Below are 15,385 nucleotides of genomic sequence, written 5' to 3' on the forward strand. Positions count from 1 at the left end.
GCCAGGATCGATTCAGGCGCACGAAGCACAAGGCTGGATCAGCTACGCGATCACCGCGGTCGTCATCGGCATAGTCTTCGCGGTCCGCTGGCGCCGTATGAGCGTGGTAAAGCCGCTCAAGCTCGAACGCCTCTGGGTCTTCCCCGCGCTCTACGCCGCCGTCGCGCTGTACATGTTCGCGATGTACCCGCCGCACGGCCTTGCCTGGCTGTTCTGCGCGCTGGCCCTGGTCATGGGCGCAGCGCTCGGCTGGCAACGCGGCAAGCTCATGCGCATCACGATCGACCCCGACAGCCACGCACTCAACACGACATCCTCCCCCGCCACGGTCCTGTTCCTGGTCGCGATCGTCGCAGTCCGCACCGGCGCGCGCGCCGTCATCGGCGACGGCCACGCCCTCCACCTCGACGCCTTCGCCATCACCGACATGCTGGTCGCGCTCGCGCTGGGCCTGTTCACTACGCAACGCATCGAAATGTACGTCCGCGCAAAGCGGATGCTCGAAACGGCACGCGTCCCCCAAATCCCGTCATCCTGACGAAAGTCAGGATCCAGGATACCACTCACACCGCGTGTGGCTCTGGGTCCTGACTTTCGTCAGGATGACGGGCAGCATCAGGATGAAGGGTGGTGGTGGGATGCGCACCCGCAACTCACACGTGACGAACCTCCGCGCACCCGCTATCCGCACCCCATGATAAAGCGCGCACTCCCCGTCACCCGCGAGGCGGATTTTTCCGCCTGGTACCAGGCCGTCATCTCTGAGGCGGATCTTGCCGAGGAATCCGGCGTCCGCGGCTGCATGGTCATCCGCCCGTGGGGCTATGGCATCTGGGAGCGCATCCAGCGCCTGCTCGACGACCGGATCAAGGCGACCGGCCACGAGAACTGCTATTTCCCGCTCTTCATCCCGCTCTCGTACTTCGAGAAGGAGGCCGAGCACGTCGACGGCTTCGCCAAGGAAATGGCCGTCGTCACCCACCACCGCCTCAAGGCCGACGGATACGGTCGCCTGATCCCCGATCCCGACGCCAAGCTCGAGGAGCCGCTCGTCGTCCGCCCGACCTCCGAGATGGTCATCGGCGCCGCCTTCGCGCGCTGGGTTCAGTCGTGGCGCGACCTGCCCGTCTTGATCAACCAATGGGCAAACGTCGTCCGCTGGGAAATGCGCACGCGCATGTTCCTGCGCACCAGCGAATTCCTCTGGCAGGAAGGCCACACCGCGCATGCCACCGCGGACGAAGCGCGCGACGAGACGCTGAAAATGCTCGAAGTCTATCGCGATTTCGCGGAGGAATGCCTCGGCGTCCACGTCATCGCCGGCGAGAAGCCCGAGAACGAGCGCTTCCCCGGCGCGGTCGCGACCTACTCGATCGAGGCGATGATGCAGGACGGCAAGGCGCTGCAAGCCGGCACCTCGCACTTCCTCGGCACCAATTTCGCGTCGGCACAGAACATCCGCTTCCAGAACGCGGGCGGCGAGTTCGAGCTGTGCAACACCACCAGCTGGGGCGTGTCGACGCGGATGATCGGCGCGGTCATCATGGTCCACGGCGACGACGATGGCCTGCGCGTGCCGCCGATGATCGCGCCGTGGCAGGTCGTGATCGTGCCGATGCTGCGCGACGTGCCCGAGGACGCGGCGATCGTCGACTATTGCAAGTCGCTCCAGGCCGAACTCGCCAAGCAGTCCGCGCTCGGCGAGCCGGTCCGCGCGCTGCTCGACCTCAAGCCCGCCAAGGCCGCGACCAAGCGCTGGGGCTGGGTCAAGAAGGGCGCCCCGATCGTGATCGAGGTCGGCGGTCGCGACATGGCCGGCGGCAACGTCACCGTGATCCGCCGCGACCGCCTGTACCGCGAGGACGGCAAGCTCGACAGCGTCGCCACGCCGCGCGACACGTTCGTGAGCGAAGTCTCGGGGATGCTGCACGACATCCAGGCGACGCTCCACGTCGAATCGATGAACCGCGTGAAGGGCAATATCGTCCCCGCCGACGACTTCGCCGCGGTCGAGGCGCATTTCGCCGACGGCGTGAAGAACCCCGGCTGGGTCGACGTCCGCTGGTCCAAGCCGACGGGGGCGGCACTCGACAAGGTCGTGGAGCGGTTGAAGGCACTCAAGCTGACGATCCGCAACGCGCCGATGGGCCAGACCGGGTGCGATGACGGCGCCTGCATCTTCACCGGCGAACTTGCGGTGGAGCGCATCCTGATCGGCCGCGCCTACTAATCGCGCCTATCGCCTGCGACCGGTGTCCCGTTCAGGGCTCATCATTGGAACAAGGGGCGAAGACCGCGTGAACACCCGAGGCACGGAGCAACCAAAATCGTCCGGTCTGTTGGCTGCATGGTAGTCGCTCGTCTGGTATCGTCGCATCGGCTTTGGCGGTGCGACCTTCAGGGGGCAGGCATGGGCGTGACGGGAATCGGCGGGTTCTTCTTCCGGGCAAAGGACCCGGAGGCGATCCGCGTCTGGTATGTCGAGCATCTCGGCGTCGGGTCGGTGCCATATGGATCGTGGGAGACGCAGGCAGGGCCCAGCGTCTTCGCGCCGTTCGCCGTCGACGCCGACTATTTCCCCGCGGATCGCCCTTGGATGCTCAATCGGCGCGTCGACGACCTCGATGGCCTGATCGCGAGCCTTCGTGCGGCAGGAGTCGCAGTAATCACCGATCCCGAATGGGATATGCCCGGTTTCGGTCGCTTCGCGCGTATCCATGATCCGGAAGGCAATCCGATCGAACTTTGGCAACCCGAGGACCCAGAAGGTTGAGGAAGCGCCCGAGTTTGATCTGACGATCAGCGGTAGATCGGAATAGGGCGCCTTTGGTCTCGACCTTGCCGACGTGGAGACTTTCCCCCCCTCCCTGGAAGGGAGGGGCCTGGGGTGGGTTGGCCTGCTTGAGCCACGGGGGGTCGGGTGTACGGAAGCCGACCCACCCCCAACCCCTCCCTTCCAGGGAGGGGGGAGCAGGTCGGCCAGTCCTCTCTAACCGGCAGGTTGCTACTGGGCTTTAGCCGAGCTCGGAACCACCACGCTCCTGTCTAGAACAACTCCCCCTGCGGCCCCCTTGGGGCCCGGAACAGATCGCTCCGCAAAGCAACCCGCTCGCGGTTCAGCCCATGCTTCGCACACGCAATCCGGAACCGGGTCCCGAGCAGGTCCGCCCAAGGCCCTTGTCCCTGCATCCGCGTGAAGAAGTTGGGATCATTGTCCTTGCCCCCGCGCAGCGAGGCGATCGTCGCCATCACCTTCCCCGCGCGATCCGGAAAATGTTCGTCGAGCCAAGCCCGGAACAGCAGAGCGACCTCATGCGGCAGCCGTACTGGAATAAAGAACGCGCGCGTCGCCCCGGCCTCCGCTGCCCGCGCGATCAGGTGCTCGATCTCGTGGTCGGTGATCGCCGGGATGACGGGCGCGATCGACACGTACACCGGCACCCCCGCATCCGCGAGTTTGCGTACCGCCGCCAGCCGTCGTTCAGGATGCGGTGCGCGCGGTTCGACGGTCGACGCCACCTTCGGATCGAGCGAGGTGATCGACATCGCCACAGCTGCCAGCCCCTTCGTCGCCATCGGTGCAAGCAGATCGATATCGTGCACCACGCGGTCCGACTTGGTGGTGATCGTCAATGGATGATCCGTCTCGCTGAGCACCTCGATGATGCCGCGCGTGATCCGCCAGTCGGTCTCGATCGGCTGGTACGGATCGGTGTTCGTCCCCAGCGCCATCGGTGCGACGACATAGCCAGGCTTCGACAGTTCCACCCGCAACAGCGCTGCCGCGGATGGCTTCGCGAACAGCTTGCTCTCGAAATCGAGCCCCGGCGACAAATCGTGGAACGCATGGCTCGGCCGCGCGAAGCAATAGATGCAGCCGTGCTCGCACCCGCGATACGGATTGATCGAGCGATCGAACGGCACGTCGGGCGATGCGTTGCGGCTGATGATCGTGCGCGGGGTTTCGACGGTCACCGTCGTCCGAAGCTTCGGCGCGATCCCGTCGATCCCCTCGCGCATGTCGAGCCAGTCGCCATCCGCCTCGGTCTGCGGCAGGTTGAAGCGCCGGCTTTCGCCATTGTGGGTAGCACCACGAACCGGACGGGCCTGTTTCATCGACTGAAACTAGACACCGTCACGGAACATAGCAAGAACGATATTAGAAGTGGAAGCCGATCCCGGCGACGACCTGGTGACGGCTGAAATCGAGGCTCGCCTTGTCCGACCCGTCGACGACTTCGTAGCCGTTGTAATCGGTGTAGACGTATTCGAGCTTGCCGTAGAAATTGCGCCCGAACCCGGCCTGTACGCCTGCGCCGACATGGAAGCCGCTCAGATTGTCCGAAAGGCGGAAATTGTCCTCAGGAAAGGTCGGATCGGTGTAGTTGAGGCGGATCTGGCCGTTCGAATAGCCGCCCTTGATATAGGCTACCGTCGTCGGGTTGATCAGAAAGCCACCGCGCACGCCAGCGGTAAGGTTGCGACCGGGCTTCAGGCAGGTGTCGACACCATCGCCACCGTCGAAGCACTGCTTAGCGCTCGAACCCTCGATACCGCCATAGACGCCGAGCATGGTGCCGCCGTTGACGACCATATCGTAGCCGACCTCGCCGCCATAGGTGACGCCGCTCTTGCCTTCGCTGAGGCGGGCAGAGTCTTCGCCGGCTTCGACGTTCAGTTCAGTGATGACGCGGTCGTAGCCGATCCGCGGCTCGACGCGCAGGCCGCTGACGCCGTCGGACTGGCCATACGCGGTCGCAGCGTCGCTAGCGCCATTCGGACCCACGTCGGACTGGGCGAAAGCCGGCGCGGCCGGTGCGGCGGCGAGTGCCGCGATAAGCAGGTACTTGTACATTCGATAGGTCCCCTGTGAACCAGCCCCCTGGCTGATCCCACGGCTGTCTCTCTCCCCGCCGCGTGGTTTCGACAAGGTTAACCTAGCCCGGTTGCGTCTATTTCCGATCCATCGGTCGGGCTTCGAATGAGCGCTCGCGAAGGGGCGACAGAACGCCTAGGGCGGTAGCATGACGGAACAGATCACCACCGTGGAGCGCGCATTCGAACTGGCACGATCCGGCGCCTGCAGCTCGGTCAACGACCTGCGACAGCGCTTGCGCCGCGAGGGCTATGATGCGGTGCATCTTCACCTGCACGGCGCATCGATCAACAAACAGCTGGTCGACTTGATGCACGCCGCAAAAGGATCGTCGAGCGCAGAGTGATGGGTGCGGCTGCCGGGTGAACTGCGTCGCCGCGGGGCGTCGCTGGCTTCGATCGACGGGCAGGCCCATTGGGAAGGATGGTGCGGGCGGGGGGACTCGAACCCCCACGGGCCTAGGCCCAACGGATTTTCGTACCAGCTACGGTTTTCACCGCCGCCCGAGGGCGTTTGTGGTCTGGACTATCCCTTCACCATGTCCCGGCAGGCCGGGATACAGGTGCTGCCCGTCTAGTCTCTACACCTTCCCGAGATCGCTCTCGGGCTTGGCTCGGGATTCCCATTTTACAGGCTTCCCCGAATTTGAGCAGTTCTACGCCGCGGGTTTCCCCGTGGGCACTCAAGCATGTCTAAGTCCGGTGCGTCTACCATTCCGCCACGCCCGCATCCGAGGCGGTCTTAAGACGCTTCGGCGCCGCCGCCAAGACCTCACACGTTGAGGCGGGCGCGCATTTCCTTGCCGGGTTTGAAATACGGCACGCGCTTGGCGTCGACCGCGACGACCTCGCCGGTACGCGGGTTGCGACCGGTACGCGCATCGCGTGCGCGCGTCGAAAAGGCGCCGAACCCGCGCAGTTCGACCCGACCGTCGCCGGCGAGCCGTTTCGAAATCTCGTCGAAGAACGTACTGACGATCAGCTCGACTTCGTTCGGTTGCAAGTCCGGATGCGCTTCGGCGATCTTCAAGACTAGTTCAGATCGAATCATTCGATTTCCCGCTCATGTGGCAGTTCCGCTCGTTGATGTAAGTCAACCTGCGAAGCGTTAGCACTAATCCGGACGCAGTCAAAAACCAAAATGGGGTAAATAAGAAAAAGCCCGGCATGTTCGCGACATGCCGGGCCAAATCTTGGTTAAGCCGTTGAGCTTACTTCTTCTCTGCTTCCGTACGAGCCTTGAGAGCCTCGCCCAGGATGTTGCCGAGGGTCGCGCCCGAGTCCGACGAACCATACTGAGCGACAGCCTGCTTCTCTTCCGAGATCTGCATAGCCTTGATCGAGAAGGTCGGCTTCTTCGAACGATCGAAGCCGGTGACCATCGCGTCGAACTTCTGGCCGACCTGGAAACGCTCCGGACGCTGCTCGTCGCGATCGCGACCCAGATCCGTGCGCTTGATGAAGCCGGTCGCGCCATCGTCGCCCTGCTGCACTTCGAGACCCGCGTCGCGGACTTCGAGAACGGTCACGGTAACGATCGCGTTCTTGTTCAGCTTGTCGCCTGCTGCTGCGATGCCGCCGGCCGAAGGCCCGCCACGCTCGAGCTGCTTCATGCCGAGCGAGATACGCTCCTTCTCGGCGTCTATGTCGAGCACGACGGCCTCGACGGTCTCACCCTTGCGATGCAGGTTGAGCGCGTCCTCGCCCGAAACACCCCATGCGATGTCGGACATGTGGACCATGCCGTCGACGTCGTTGTCGAGGCCGATGAACAGACCGAACTCGGTCGCGTTCTTGACTTCGCCTTCGACGGTCGAACCGATCGGATGAGCGGCAGCGAAGGCCTCCCAAGGATTGGCCTGAGCCTGCTTGAGGCCGAGCGAGATGCGACGCTTCTCGGAATCGACTTCGAGGACCATGACGTCGACTTCCTGCGAAGTCGACACGATCTTGCCCGGGTGGACGTTCTTCTTGGTCCAGGACATTTCCGACACGTGGACGAGGCCTTCGATGCCCGCTTCCAGCTCGACGAACGCACCATATTCGGTGATGTTCGTGACACGGCCGGTGAGCTTCGCGCCGACCGGGTACTTGACCATCGCGCCATCCCAGGGATCGCTCTCCAGCTGCTTCATGCCGAGGCTGATGCGCTGGGTGTCCTTGTTGATGCGGATGATCTGCACCTTGACGGTGTCGCCGATATTCAGGACTTCGCTCGGGTGACCGACGCGCTTGTAGCTGAGATCGGTGACGTGCAGCAGGCCATCGATGCCGCCGAGATCAACGAACGCACCATAATCGGTGATGTTCTTGACGACGCCGTCGATGATCTGGCCCTCGGCCAGGCTCAGGATCAGGCCCGAACGCTGCTCTGCGCGCGTCTCTTCGAGAACGGCACGACGCGACACGACGATGTTGCCGCGCTTGCGGTCCATCTTCAGGATCTGGAACGGCTGGGGGATGTCCATCAGCGGGGTGACATCGCGCACGGGGCGGATATCGACCTGCGAACCGGGCAGGAACGCGACGGCGCCGTTCAGGTCGACGGTGAAGCCACCCTTCACTCGGCCGAAGATGACGCCTTCGACGCGGGTCGTCTTGGAGAATTCGGTTTCCAGCTTGTCCCATGCGGCTTCGCGACGGGCGCGATCGCGGCTGAGCATCGCTTCGCCGTGGACGTTCTCGACGCGGTCGACATAGACTTCGACTTCGTCGCCGACCTTGAGGTCAGCCTTCTGGCCCGGCGCTGCGAATTCGCGAAGCGGCACGCGGCCTTCCGACTTCAGACCGACGTCGATGACGGCCATGTCGTTCTCGATGCCGGTCACGGTGCCATGCACCACGCGGCCCTCGAAGCTGTCGGCGTCGCCGAGCGTTTCGTTCAGCATCGCCGCAAAATCGTCGCGGGTCGGCATTACCTGGGTTGCCATAGAATTCAGTAATCCTAGTCTGTTTCCGGCCAAGCGGTTGGGTCCGCTGGTCTTGGCCTTCGTTGCCGCGACGACCGAACGTCGAACGCGGCATCCGGACGGCACGAGGCGCAGAGGACGTAGACGCTGAATGCGAAAACGGCGCGTGAGACTCGTAGGTCTCCGCGCCTTCCTCCACGAGCATCGCTCGCCGGACGGTTCCGTATAGCCGAAACCGGGTCTCGGAGCAAGTTCGCCGCTGCTTCGTTAGGGGCCGCTCACAACAGGAGCGAAGATTTGAACGAACGCGGCATTCTCGTGCTGGGCTGGGTCGCCACTGTGACGGCGATCGTGATGTACCTGTCGTACATCGACCAGATCATGCTGAACCTGTCGGGTCAGAAGGGATCCGTGGTCCAGCCATTCGCGACGATGGTGAATTGCGCGCTGTGGGTCGGGTACGGGTTTCTGAAGGACAAGCGGGACTGGCCGATCGTCGTGGCGAATGCGCCGGGGGTGGTGTTCGGAGCGGTGGCGCTGGTTACTGCGCTTTAGGGCGCGTGGGTCACATCGCTGTGAGCGGGCGGGGCTAGGGGATATAACGCGCGACGCCCCCGCTTCCTTGTTCTCCCGCGAAGGCGGGAGCCCAGTCTGGGTCCCCGCCTTCGCGGGGAAACAATATTGGGTCGCGGTAGCTACCCCAACAGAGCAACCACCCCGGCGAAGGCCGGGGCCCAGTTGGGGGACGTTGCTAACGAACGATGGTCCGCTGTTACTGCAACCTTTCCACCTGGGCCCCGGCCTTCGCCGGGGTGGAGCCTTCTGGTTTGTAAGGCGTGGTCGAAGCCCTAAACCGAAGCGGCCTTCTTCGCCCGCTGCGCTTCAACCAGCGCAACCGCCCGCTGCACCGAAGCCTCGATCGACAAAAAGCTAGTATCCAGCAAAGCAGCATCCGCCGCCATCACCAGCGGCGCAGTAGACCGCCCACTATCCCGAGCATCCCGCGCCCGAATATCCGCCAGCACGCGATCCTTGCTCGCCGTCCCACCCCGAGCCTGCAACTCCGCATGCCGCCGCTGAGCCCGAATATTCGGCGTAGCCTTCACGAACAGCTTCGCATCCGCATCCGGCGCGATCACCGTGCCGATATCGCGCCCATCCAAAATCGCGCCATCCTCCTGCGCCGCGAACCGCTTCTGCCGATGCAGCAACGCCGCGCGGACCAGCGGATGCGCCGAAACCACCGACGCCAGCGCGCCGATATCGTCGTCGCGCAACGCCGGATCGCTGAGCAGCGCATCGCTGAAATCGCACGCCGCGACCGCGTCGGCCTCGGTCTCCGGATCGAGCCCCATCCGCGCCACGCTCAGCGCCACGGCCCGGTACAACAGCCCGGTATCGAGATACGGCAGGCCGTAATGCTTAGCCAAGGCGCGCGCGATGGTGCCCTTGCCCGATGCCGCCGGACCGTCGACTGCGATGATCATCTTAATTCCCCCGGCCGGTCAGCGCATCGAGCGACCGGAAGAACACGGGATAGCTCGTCGCCACCGGCGATACATCGTCAATCGTGACGGGCTCGCGGGCGCCAAGTCCAGCCACGACCATGCTCATTGCGATGCGGTGGTCGAGTTTCGAGGCGATCCGAGCGCCACCACGAATCGCCGCGCCGCCCGACCCGGTGATCGCCATGCCGTCCTCATACTCCTCGCAAACGACCCCGCATGCTTCGAGCGCGATCCGCATCGTCGTGATCCGGTCCGATTCCTTGACCCGCAACTCATGCGCGCCGCGCGCGATCGTCGTCCCAGTCGCGAAGGCTGCGGCGACGAACAGCACGGGATATTCGTCGATCATGCTCGGCGCGAGATCGGCCGGTACCTCGATCGCGGTCAGCGGGGCATGCCGGACGCGCAGGTCCGCGACAGGCTCGCCACCGACGATGCGCGGGTCGAGCTCAGTAATATCCGCGCCCATCATCCGCAAAGCCGTGACAATCCCGATCCGCGTCGGGTTCAGCCCGACGTTACGCACGACGATATCCGACCCCGGCACGATCGACGCCGCCACCAGCCAGAATGCGGAGGACGACGGATCGCCCGGCACGACGATATCCTGCGGCTTCAGGTCCGCTTCGCCCGTGATCGAGATGATGCGGCCCCGGTTCGTCTCTTCAACGGTCAGCTTCGCGCCGAACCCGGTCAGCATCCGCTCGCTATGATCGCGCGTCGCGACTGGCTCGATCACGCGCGTGATCCCCGGCGTGTTGAGCCCCGCGAGCAGGATCGCCGACTTCACCTGTGCCGACGCGACCGGCAGCGTGTATTCGATCGGCACCGCCGGACACATCCCGCGCACCATCAACGGCAGCCGCCCGCCCGGCGACGACGTGATGTCCGCCCCCATCTGCGACAGCGGCTCGATCACGCGCCCCATCGGTCGCCCCGACAGCGACGCGTCGCCCGTAAAGGTGCAGGTGATCGGATGGCTCGACACCAGCCCCATCAGCAACCGCGTCGACGTGCCAGAATTGCCCATCTCCAGCGCAGTCTCGGGCTGGAGCAACCCGCCCACGCCAACACCGTCCACGGTCCAGATTCCGTCCTCACCACGCTCGATCGTCGCCCCCATCGCGCGCATCGCAGCCGCGGTGGCGAGCACGTCCTCGCCCTCCAGTAGCCCCTCGATCCGGCTAGTGCCGACCGCCAGGCTCGCGAACATCAAGGCGCGGTGGCTGATCGACTTGTCGCCGGGGACCGCAATCGAACCGGTCAGGGGACCGCGCGCGACGACGTCCATCGAAGTGGGGAGGGGGTGTGCCATGGGGCCGGGCTTTTGACAGTGGCCTTGCGCTATGGCAAGGCGCGCCCACTTTGCGAGGGTATCCCCCCGCAATCCATTCATCCGAAAGGTTCTATCGGCATGATCAAGCCGGAATGGGGCACGAAGCGTTCGTGCCCGAAATGCGCGACGCGTTTCTACGACCTCGAAAAAGCCGACCCCGTGACCTGCATCGAATGCGGGTATGCGTGGGAGCCCGAGCCCATCCTGAAGTCGAAGCAGCCGCTGCCGTTCGAAGTCGCCAAGCCCGACACCAAGAAGCCCGACGCGGATCTCGAGGGTGACGAGGAAGAGGACATCGCCTCGATCACCGGCGAGGACGAAGAGCCCTCGGCGGACGACGAAGTCGATCTCGGCGGCGACGACGACCTCGGCGTCGAGACGCCGCAGGACGAGCACGAGCGTTAAGTAGAATAAATTTGGCAGGCGGCATTTACGCCGCTTGCCAACCCGGGCGGGTCCGGTTAGTGACCCGCCTCCCAACGGGAATGGGGCCGTAGCTCAGCTGGGAGAGCGTTCGCATGGCATGCGAAAGGTCAGGGGTTCGATCCCCCTCGGCTCCACCATTCTCTTTAAGCCGTTGAAATCACGGTAAAGTATTGGGAAACAAAGGCTTTTTACAAGCGTCTAGTACAAAGGTACGAGGACGGAAGCCGATGTGTTCATACCTCCACAGAGCCCCTAACGGGGTCTATTATTTCCGCATGGGCATACCTGCGGACCTGCGGCCCTTCATGGCTGGGAAGCGGGAGATAAAGCGTTCACTAGGTCTAAAGGACCGTGACGCCGCTAAAGCCGTGATACCCGATATGACGAAGGCTGCTCACGCCTTGCTCAAACAAGCGGAGCGGGATCGTGACACGGCTGCAAAGCCTGCGCCTAAGCCAGTGCCTGCTAAGTCACCTGCTCAGATCGAGCGAGACCGGCAACGGTGGGAGGCTGAGCAAGCGCAAGTCGAATACTCCGCCGATGCGAACTTCGCCGCTGATATGGAGCATGAAGCTCTAGGGCCGATCATGGATGCGCTCAGCGAGGGCGTAGAGGCTGACGCTTCCCCGGCTGAGATAGCTAGGGCTGGTCGCCTCCTAGTTCTCCATGAAAGGGAGAAGGCCGATAGCTTGGTCGCTGCTCTCCATGCCCGGTACGGCAACGGACAGATTGCCCGCGCATCGGAAAGCCAAAATCAAGCCGTTGAATGCGAGCTTGTTGCCGGGTCCGGTCTGTATCTCGACAAGGATATTCTAGATCGCTGGGCAGCGGAACGCGGTGTCGTTCCCAAGGGCAAGGATACTCACAAGTCAGTAGCCGAATGGTTTTATGCCCGGACTGAGCGCAAGCCGGTCGAGCAAATCACACGGCAGGACGTGCTGGCCTTCAAGGACAAGCTGCTCGCTGAGGGGCAAACCGTCTCCAATACGAACATGAAACTATCTCGGCTGCGGACGCTGATTGGCTGGGCCTATCAAAACGATCTAGCGCCAACGAACGTAGCTGAGGGGATTAGCGTCAAGGTTGCCGACAGCGGTAAAACACAGCGGCTTCCGTTCTCCCTGCCCGAGCTACAGGCCATCTTTGCTAGCCCGGTCTATGCCAACGGGGATCGGCCCAAGGGCGGTAGGCTTGAAGCTGCATACTGGCTACCGCTGCTCGGTCTGTTCACCGGGGCGCGGCTAGAGGAAATTGGACAGCTTCGCGTGTCGGACGTGCAGCGTAAGGATTACCCCGATCAAGATGGCAAAATGCTGTCAGGCTGGTTCCTGAGCATCGCTGCCGGGACCGACGAACTGGGGCAGGCGAACCGGATCAAGAACGCTGCCAGTGAACGGCTTGTGCCATTGCATCCTGAGTTAGAGCGGCTTGGCTTCATCACGTACGTTACGAAGTTGGCCGACCAAAAGGGCAGGGTATTCCCGGACCTAAAGCCGAATATCTATGGCCGACATACGGCTAAATGGGGCGAATGGTTTGGACGCTATCTGCGGACCGTTTGCGGAGTTGCTGACAAGCGTAAGGTTTTCCATTCCTTCCGTCATACCTTCAAGGATTATACCCGTAGGGCCAGGATCGCGGAGGGAGTGCAGCGGCAGTTGATGGGCCATGCTGGCAAAGACGTAGCCGACGATTACGGTAGCGGATACGATCTACACAGCTTGGCGGAAGCAATGGCAACGTATCGGGTGCCGGGGCTGGTTATCGGCTAGAGCGGCTGCATATCTCCCCGGCGTTAATGCGGGGAATTGATATGGCAACTTGAGCGCGAACGCATGACTGGAATGGCGAGAAGTAGATATGTCCTGCCGTTGATAGCAGTATTGCTAAGGCGATTATTAGTGCGCCTTTGACTGTATTGCTCACGTTCTGACTTTGCCTCCGTGCCTGTTACTCAGCCCTACAACGAAGCCGAACATACAGATACCCGATTTGCGCCCGTATCAGCCCCCTCAGGGAATCAATCGGATGCGTTCGGGTATCTCTATGGCCGGATTAGCTATCGCCTCTCAGCGACTCTTCTAGTCGGTCTATCAGGCGTCATAGCCAATCGGTACGCCAGCCTCTCGGCGGGCCTGCTCCCCGGTCGGGGTGACGCGGTATCCCGTATCGGTCTGGAAACCGGCAACATCGCCTACCGGAGTGCCGTGGGACTGACGGGCTTTTACCCCGGTCTGAGCTACCCGAATGCCGGTCACGTCCTGTCCGCCCTTGTAGGGATCATAGCCGGTCATGCTCTGCCCCGTCTGTGGGCCGTTGGGGCCGCTGGGGGCCTGCGCTAAGAGGGTGTAGCCGGTCGGACCCATGATCCACTGCGGGCCGGTCTGTTGCGCCTGAGCGGGCTGCTGCGGGGCCTGTGGCGTATGCGGCTTTGGAATATTAAATCCGAAGGAGCTTTGCACCACTTCACCGGGCGGGATCGAAGATGCCTCAGGAACATCGGGCGTCTCTGCATAGGCTTCGATAGTGCTGCCAAGGGCATCATCAACGGTCCAGTTAGCGGCATCAGCCTCGGTGACTTCGCCCTTACTGATAGCCAGCGCCTTTGCATCCTCAAGGATCATCGGAGCGAGATTATCAAGATGCCCTTCATCACCGGTATCATTGTATGCAGTCAGCGCCTTGTCATACATCGAGACGGTAGCATCATCGCTGTTATGGATAAGATCGACAGCAATCTCTAGGGTATTCTTCAATGCAGGAACGCGAGCCGTGAAAGAATCTAGTGCATTCTTGTAGGCGATATTGGCAGGCAAACCCTTAGCCAATTCGGTATTAGCGTGCTGCTGTACAGTACGGGGATTGTGCCCATGCACTGCAATTAGGGAAAGAGCGGCTTTCACCTTTACGGCTTGCCGGGGAGTTAGTGCGGTCATTGGTTTTCCTTAAACATATTCAGAATGTGCGGCGGTGCCGGTTTGGCAGGCGCTGTAGGTGGCACGTCGCCAATCGTCGGGACGGGAGGGATCACGCCGGAGCGGATGCAGGCGACAAGGTACTGGAAGGCGAGCTTGCAATCCTTGGCTCTAAGGTACGGACGGCCATTGGCTTCCCAGATCGAACGTGCTTGGGCGGCGGAACGTCGGGCTTCGCATTGGCTGTCCGGGGAGAAGCCGTAGATTGCGGGAGTTACGCGGGGGCCTGATAGGCGGGGCCAACCTGCTGCATGTTCGTCGGCTTCCCTTGTCAGCATCACGGATAGGTTAGCGACAGCGAACGGGAGGCCAGCGGCTTGCAATGGCTGCTCGCAATTCGGCTGCATCAGCCAAGATGATACGGCAGACCATTCCAGATGGGCTTTGACGGCATCGGCATAGGGGCCTGCCCGCTGCATCAGATCGTATAGGGTTTGCGGGACTAGAGCGACCTTTGGAACGTAATCGGGACGGGAGGGCTTTGGTGCCGATCCCGTTCCCCGATCATCAGGATTAGACATTACGCAGCTACCGCCGCGCCCTTAACGTAGCCCCGCTGCTTGCCGACGAAGTACAGGCCGAACGCCTCCTGTGCATTGCCCGGTGCCAGCGCCATAATCTCGGCAGGGATAGCCTCAGGCTTCACCGTTACGAGATATTCGTATGCAGCCTCGTCCAGTGCAGCAAACCCCCGGCATTCATGCACCTTGGGGAGGGACTCCTTTGCGTCATTATTCCACGTCTTACGGGTGTAATAGATCATGAACTCCGTATTCATCAGGTTTTTACCCGGTGAAGCGACAATGCGGATATCGGTGAAGTTTTTAAGTCGCGCCTCTCGCTCTAACTCGGCCTGATTAGCAAGGGCATCAGCAAAGCGATCCTTCGCATCTGCAAGAGCCTTAGCAACTTCATCAGCCTTGAGAATTGCGGGCTTGCCGATTAGCTCAACAAGATCATTGATCTTCGACAGCTGGGCATCAAGGGCTTCAATTTCATTAGCGATATCTGCAAGCGTGGTATTCTGTGTCATTGGTTTTCTTTCTTGTGTATTGATGGGGATTAAAGATTAGCGCTGTGGAGTAGGCGCGAACGGGCCAACCTTTAGCTTCTCGGCGCGGTAGGTATGGATCGTGCCTGTATCGGCATCGACTGCGGCCATTAGAGCGGCCCGACCGGGGCGACCCGCAGGCTTACGGCAGAGGAAGTCAGGCAACGGGATGCCTAGGGCTTCCAATGTGAAGCGAACGCCAATCGTTACGCGGCGGTCTGTAGATGCGAGGTAATCAGCAACCGGCTTGTTATTGATGCGGTCGGTATCAACGGTGGCAATATTCACGGCTTATCCTTCATCGT

Annotated in this window: 16 protein-coding genes and 1 tRNA gene; 8 read left to right on the forward strand and 9 right to left on the reverse strand. The window is 62.2% G+C overall.

Annotated features, from left to right (window positions below):
• Nucleotides 1-49: 49 nt before the first annotated feature.
• The 3 genes from ASF09_RS13305 (at nucleotide 50) to ASF09_RS13315 (ending at nucleotide 2,773) form a co-directional block, all read left to right on the forward strand.
• Nucleotides 50-538 carry a CcdC protein domain-containing protein gene (locus ASF09_RS13305; RefSeq protein ID WP_268795632.1) on the forward strand — a complete coding sequence of 163 codons (489 nt, stop codon included), beginning with the start codon at nucleotides 50-52 and terminating at the stop codon, nucleotides 536-538.
• A 156-nt stretch (nucleotides 539-694) separates the two neighbouring features.
• Nucleotides 695-2,230: an aminoacyl--tRNA ligase-related protein gene (locus ASF09_RS13310; RefSeq protein ID WP_060526642.1), complete on the forward strand. Its 1,536-nt coding sequence runs from the start codon at nucleotides 695-697 to the stop codon at nucleotides 2,228-2,230.
• Nucleotides 2,231-2,410: 180 nt separating this feature from the next.
• The gene (locus tag ASF09_RS13315) at nucleotides 2,411-2,773 is read left to right on the forward strand and encodes a VOC family protein (protein WP_060526643.1); all 363 of its coding nucleotides are present in this window, start codon (nucleotides 2,411-2,413) and stop codon (nucleotides 2,771-2,773) included.
• A gap of 272 nt (nucleotides 2,774-3,045) precedes the next feature.
• Here the strand turns inward: ASF09_RS13315 and ASF09_RS13320 are convergent, their stop codons facing one another.
• Together ASF09_RS13320 and ASF09_RS13325 are read right to left on the reverse strand one after the other, a co-directional pair.
• Complete coding sequence (locus ASF09_RS13320) at nucleotides 3,046-4,116, reverse strand: PA0069 family radical SAM protein (protein ID WP_060526644.1); 1,071 nt, start codon at nucleotides 4,114-4,116, stop codon at nucleotides 3,046-3,048.
• Nucleotides 4,117-4,159: 43 nt separating this feature from the next.
• A complete protein-coding gene (locus ASF09_RS13325; RefSeq protein WP_060526645.1) occupies nucleotides 4,160-4,855 on the reverse strand; it encodes an outer membrane protein in 696 nt (231 codons plus the stop codon).
• A gap of 169 nt (nucleotides 4,856-5,024) precedes the next feature.
• Here ASF09_RS13325 and ASF09_RS13330 point away from each other — a divergent pair, with 169 nt between their 5' ends.
• Nucleotides 5,025-5,222, forward strand: a complete 198-nt coding sequence (locus tag ASF09_RS13330; protein WP_060526646.1) for a hypothetical protein — start codon at nucleotides 5,025-5,027, stop codon at nucleotides 5,220-5,222.
• Nucleotides 5,223-5,647: 425 nt separating this feature from the next.
• On the opposite strand, the gene ihfB is transcribed toward ASF09_RS13330, so the two are convergent.
• Together ihfB and rpsA are read right to left on the reverse strand one after the other, a co-directional pair.
• Nucleotides 5,648-5,926 (reverse strand): integration host factor subunit beta, encoded by a 279-nt coding sequence (gene ihfB / locus ASF09_RS13335; protein WP_056051424.1) that lies wholly within the window; start codon nucleotides 5,924-5,926, stop codon nucleotides 5,648-5,650.
• 160 nt (nucleotides 5,927-6,086) lie between these two features.
• Nucleotides 6,087-7,805, reverse strand: a complete 1,719-nt coding sequence (rpsA, locus tag ASF09_RS13340; RefSeq protein WP_055879635.1) for a 30S ribosomal protein S1 — start codon at nucleotides 7,803-7,805, stop codon at nucleotides 6,087-6,089.
• Between the two features lie 276 nt (nucleotides 7,806-8,081).
• Here rpsA and ASF09_RS13345 point away from each other — a divergent pair, with 276 nt between their 5' ends.
• Nucleotides 8,082-8,339, forward strand: a complete 258-nt coding sequence (locus tag ASF09_RS13345; RefSeq protein ID WP_060526647.1) for a SemiSWEET family transporter — start codon at nucleotides 8,082-8,084, stop codon at nucleotides 8,337-8,339.
• Nucleotides 8,340-8,632: 293 nt separating this feature from the next.
• On the opposite strand, the gene cmk is transcribed toward ASF09_RS13345, so the two are convergent.
• Together cmk and aroA are read right to left on the reverse strand one after the other, a co-directional pair.
• Nucleotides 8,633-9,271, reverse strand: coding sequence for a (d)CMP kinase (gene cmk / locus ASF09_RS13350; RefSeq protein WP_060526648.1), 639 nt, complete (start codon nucleotides 9,269-9,271; stop codon nucleotides 8,633-8,635).
• A 1-nt stretch (nucleotide 9,272) separates the two neighbouring features.
• Nucleotides 9,273-10,607: a 3-phosphoshikimate 1-carboxyvinyltransferase gene (gene aroA, locus ASF09_RS13355; RefSeq protein WP_060526649.1), complete on the reverse strand. Its 1,335-nt coding sequence runs from the start codon at nucleotides 10,605-10,607 to the stop codon at nucleotides 9,273-9,275.
• Between the two features lie 99 nt (nucleotides 10,608-10,706).
• On the opposite strand from aroA, the gene ASF09_RS13360 reads away from it, so the two are divergent.
• The 3 genes from ASF09_RS13360 (at nucleotide 10,707) to ASF09_RS13370 (ending at nucleotide 12,826) form a co-directional block, all read left to right on the forward strand.
• A complete protein-coding gene (locus ASF09_RS13360) occupies nucleotides 10,707-11,033 on the forward strand; it encodes a TIGR02300 family protein (protein WP_031395784.1) in 327 nt (108 codons plus the stop codon).
• 82 nt (nucleotides 11,034-11,115) lie between these two features.
• Nucleotides 11,116-11,191: transfer RNA gene (locus ASF09_RS13365), tRNA-Ala, on the forward strand.
• 90 nt (nucleotides 11,192-11,281) lie between these two features.
• Entirely contained in the window at nucleotides 11,282-12,826 is a 1,545-nt protein-coding gene (locus tag ASF09_RS13370) for a DUF6538 domain-containing protein (RefSeq protein WP_327196580.1), read from the forward strand.
• A 321-nt stretch (nucleotides 12,827-13,147) separates the two neighbouring features.
• On the opposite strand, the gene ASF09_RS13375 is transcribed toward ASF09_RS13370, so the two are convergent.
• From ASF09_RS13375 to ASF09_RS20375, 3 genes are all read right to left on the reverse strand, one after another.
• Nucleotides 13,148-13,990 carry a hypothetical protein gene (locus tag ASF09_RS13375; protein ID WP_156359361.1) on the reverse strand — a complete coding sequence of 281 codons (843 nt, stop codon included), beginning with the start codon at nucleotides 13,988-13,990 and terminating at the stop codon, nucleotides 13,148-13,150.
• Between the two features lie 559 nt (nucleotides 13,991-14,549).
• Entirely contained in the window at nucleotides 14,550-15,062 is a 513-nt protein-coding gene (locus ASF09_RS13380) for a hypothetical protein (protein WP_060526652.1), read from the reverse strand.
• 36 nt (nucleotides 15,063-15,098) lie between these two features.
• Nucleotides 15,099-15,368 carry a hypothetical protein gene (locus ASF09_RS20375; protein WP_156359362.1) on the reverse strand — a complete coding sequence of 90 codons (270 nt, stop codon included), beginning with the start codon at nucleotides 15,366-15,368 and terminating at the stop codon, nucleotides 15,099-15,101.
• Nucleotides 15,369-15,385: the final 17 nt, after the last annotated feature.

It is taken from the genome of Sphingomonas sp. Leaf242 (assembly GCF_001422045.1).
Lineage (GTDB): Bacteria > Pseudomonadota > Alphaproteobacteria > Sphingomonadales > Sphingomonadaceae > Sphingomonas.

What these genes read in the sequence shown, in the direction of transcription:
- ASF09_RS13330 (WP_060526646.1), top strand. Translation starts at nt 5,025, where the DNA reads ATGACGGAACAGATCACCACCGTGGAGCGCGCATTCGAACTGGCACGA.
- rpsA (WP_055879635.1), bottom strand. Translation starts at nt 7,805, where the DNA reads ATGGCAACCCAGGTAATGCCGACCCGCGACGATTTTGCGGCGATGCTG.
- cmk (WP_060526648.1), bottom strand. Translation starts at nt 9,271, where the DNA reads ATGATCATCGCAGTCGACGGTCCGGCGGCATCGGGCAAGGGCACCATC.
- ASF09_RS13320 (WP_060526644.1), bottom strand. Translation starts at nt 4,116, where the DNA reads ATGAAACAGGCCCGTCCGGTTCGTGGTGCTACCCACAATGGCGAAAGC.
- ASF09_RS13380 (WP_060526652.1), bottom strand. Translation starts at nt 15,062, where the DNA reads ATGACACAGAATACCACGCTTGCAGATATCGCTAATGAAATTGAAGCC.
- ihfB (WP_056051424.1), bottom strand. Translation starts at nt 5,926, where the DNA reads ATGATTCGATCTGAACTAGTCTTGAAGATCGCCGAAGCGCATCCGGAC.
- ASF09_RS13375 (WP_156359361.1), bottom strand. Translation starts at nt 13,990, where the DNA reads ATGACCGCACTAACTCCCCGGCAAGCCGTAAAGGTGAAAGCCGCTCTT.
- ASF09_RS13315 (WP_060526643.1), top strand. Translation starts at nt 2,411, where the DNA reads ATGGGCGTGACGGGAATCGGCGGGTTCTTCTTCCGGGCAAAGGACCCG.
- ASF09_RS13310 (WP_060526642.1), top strand. Translation starts at nt 695, where the DNA reads ATGATAAAGCGCGCACTCCCCGTCACCCGCGAGGCGGATTTTTCCGCC.
- ASF09_RS13360 (WP_031395784.1), top strand. Translation starts at nt 10,707, where the DNA reads ATGATCAAGCCGGAATGGGGCACGAAGCGTTCGTGCCCGAAATGCGCG.
- ASF09_RS13325 (WP_060526645.1), bottom strand. Translation starts at nt 4,855, where the DNA reads ATGTACAAGTACCTGCTTATCGCGGCACTCGCCGCCGCACCGGCCGCG.
- ASF09_RS13370 (WP_327196580.1), top strand. Translation starts at nt 11,282, where the DNA reads ATGTGTTCATACCTCCACAGAGCCCCTAACGGGGTCTATTATTTCCGC.
- aroA (WP_060526649.1), bottom strand. Translation starts at nt 10,607, where the DNA reads ATGGCACACCCCCTCCCCACTTCGATGGACGTCGTCGCGCGCGGTCCC.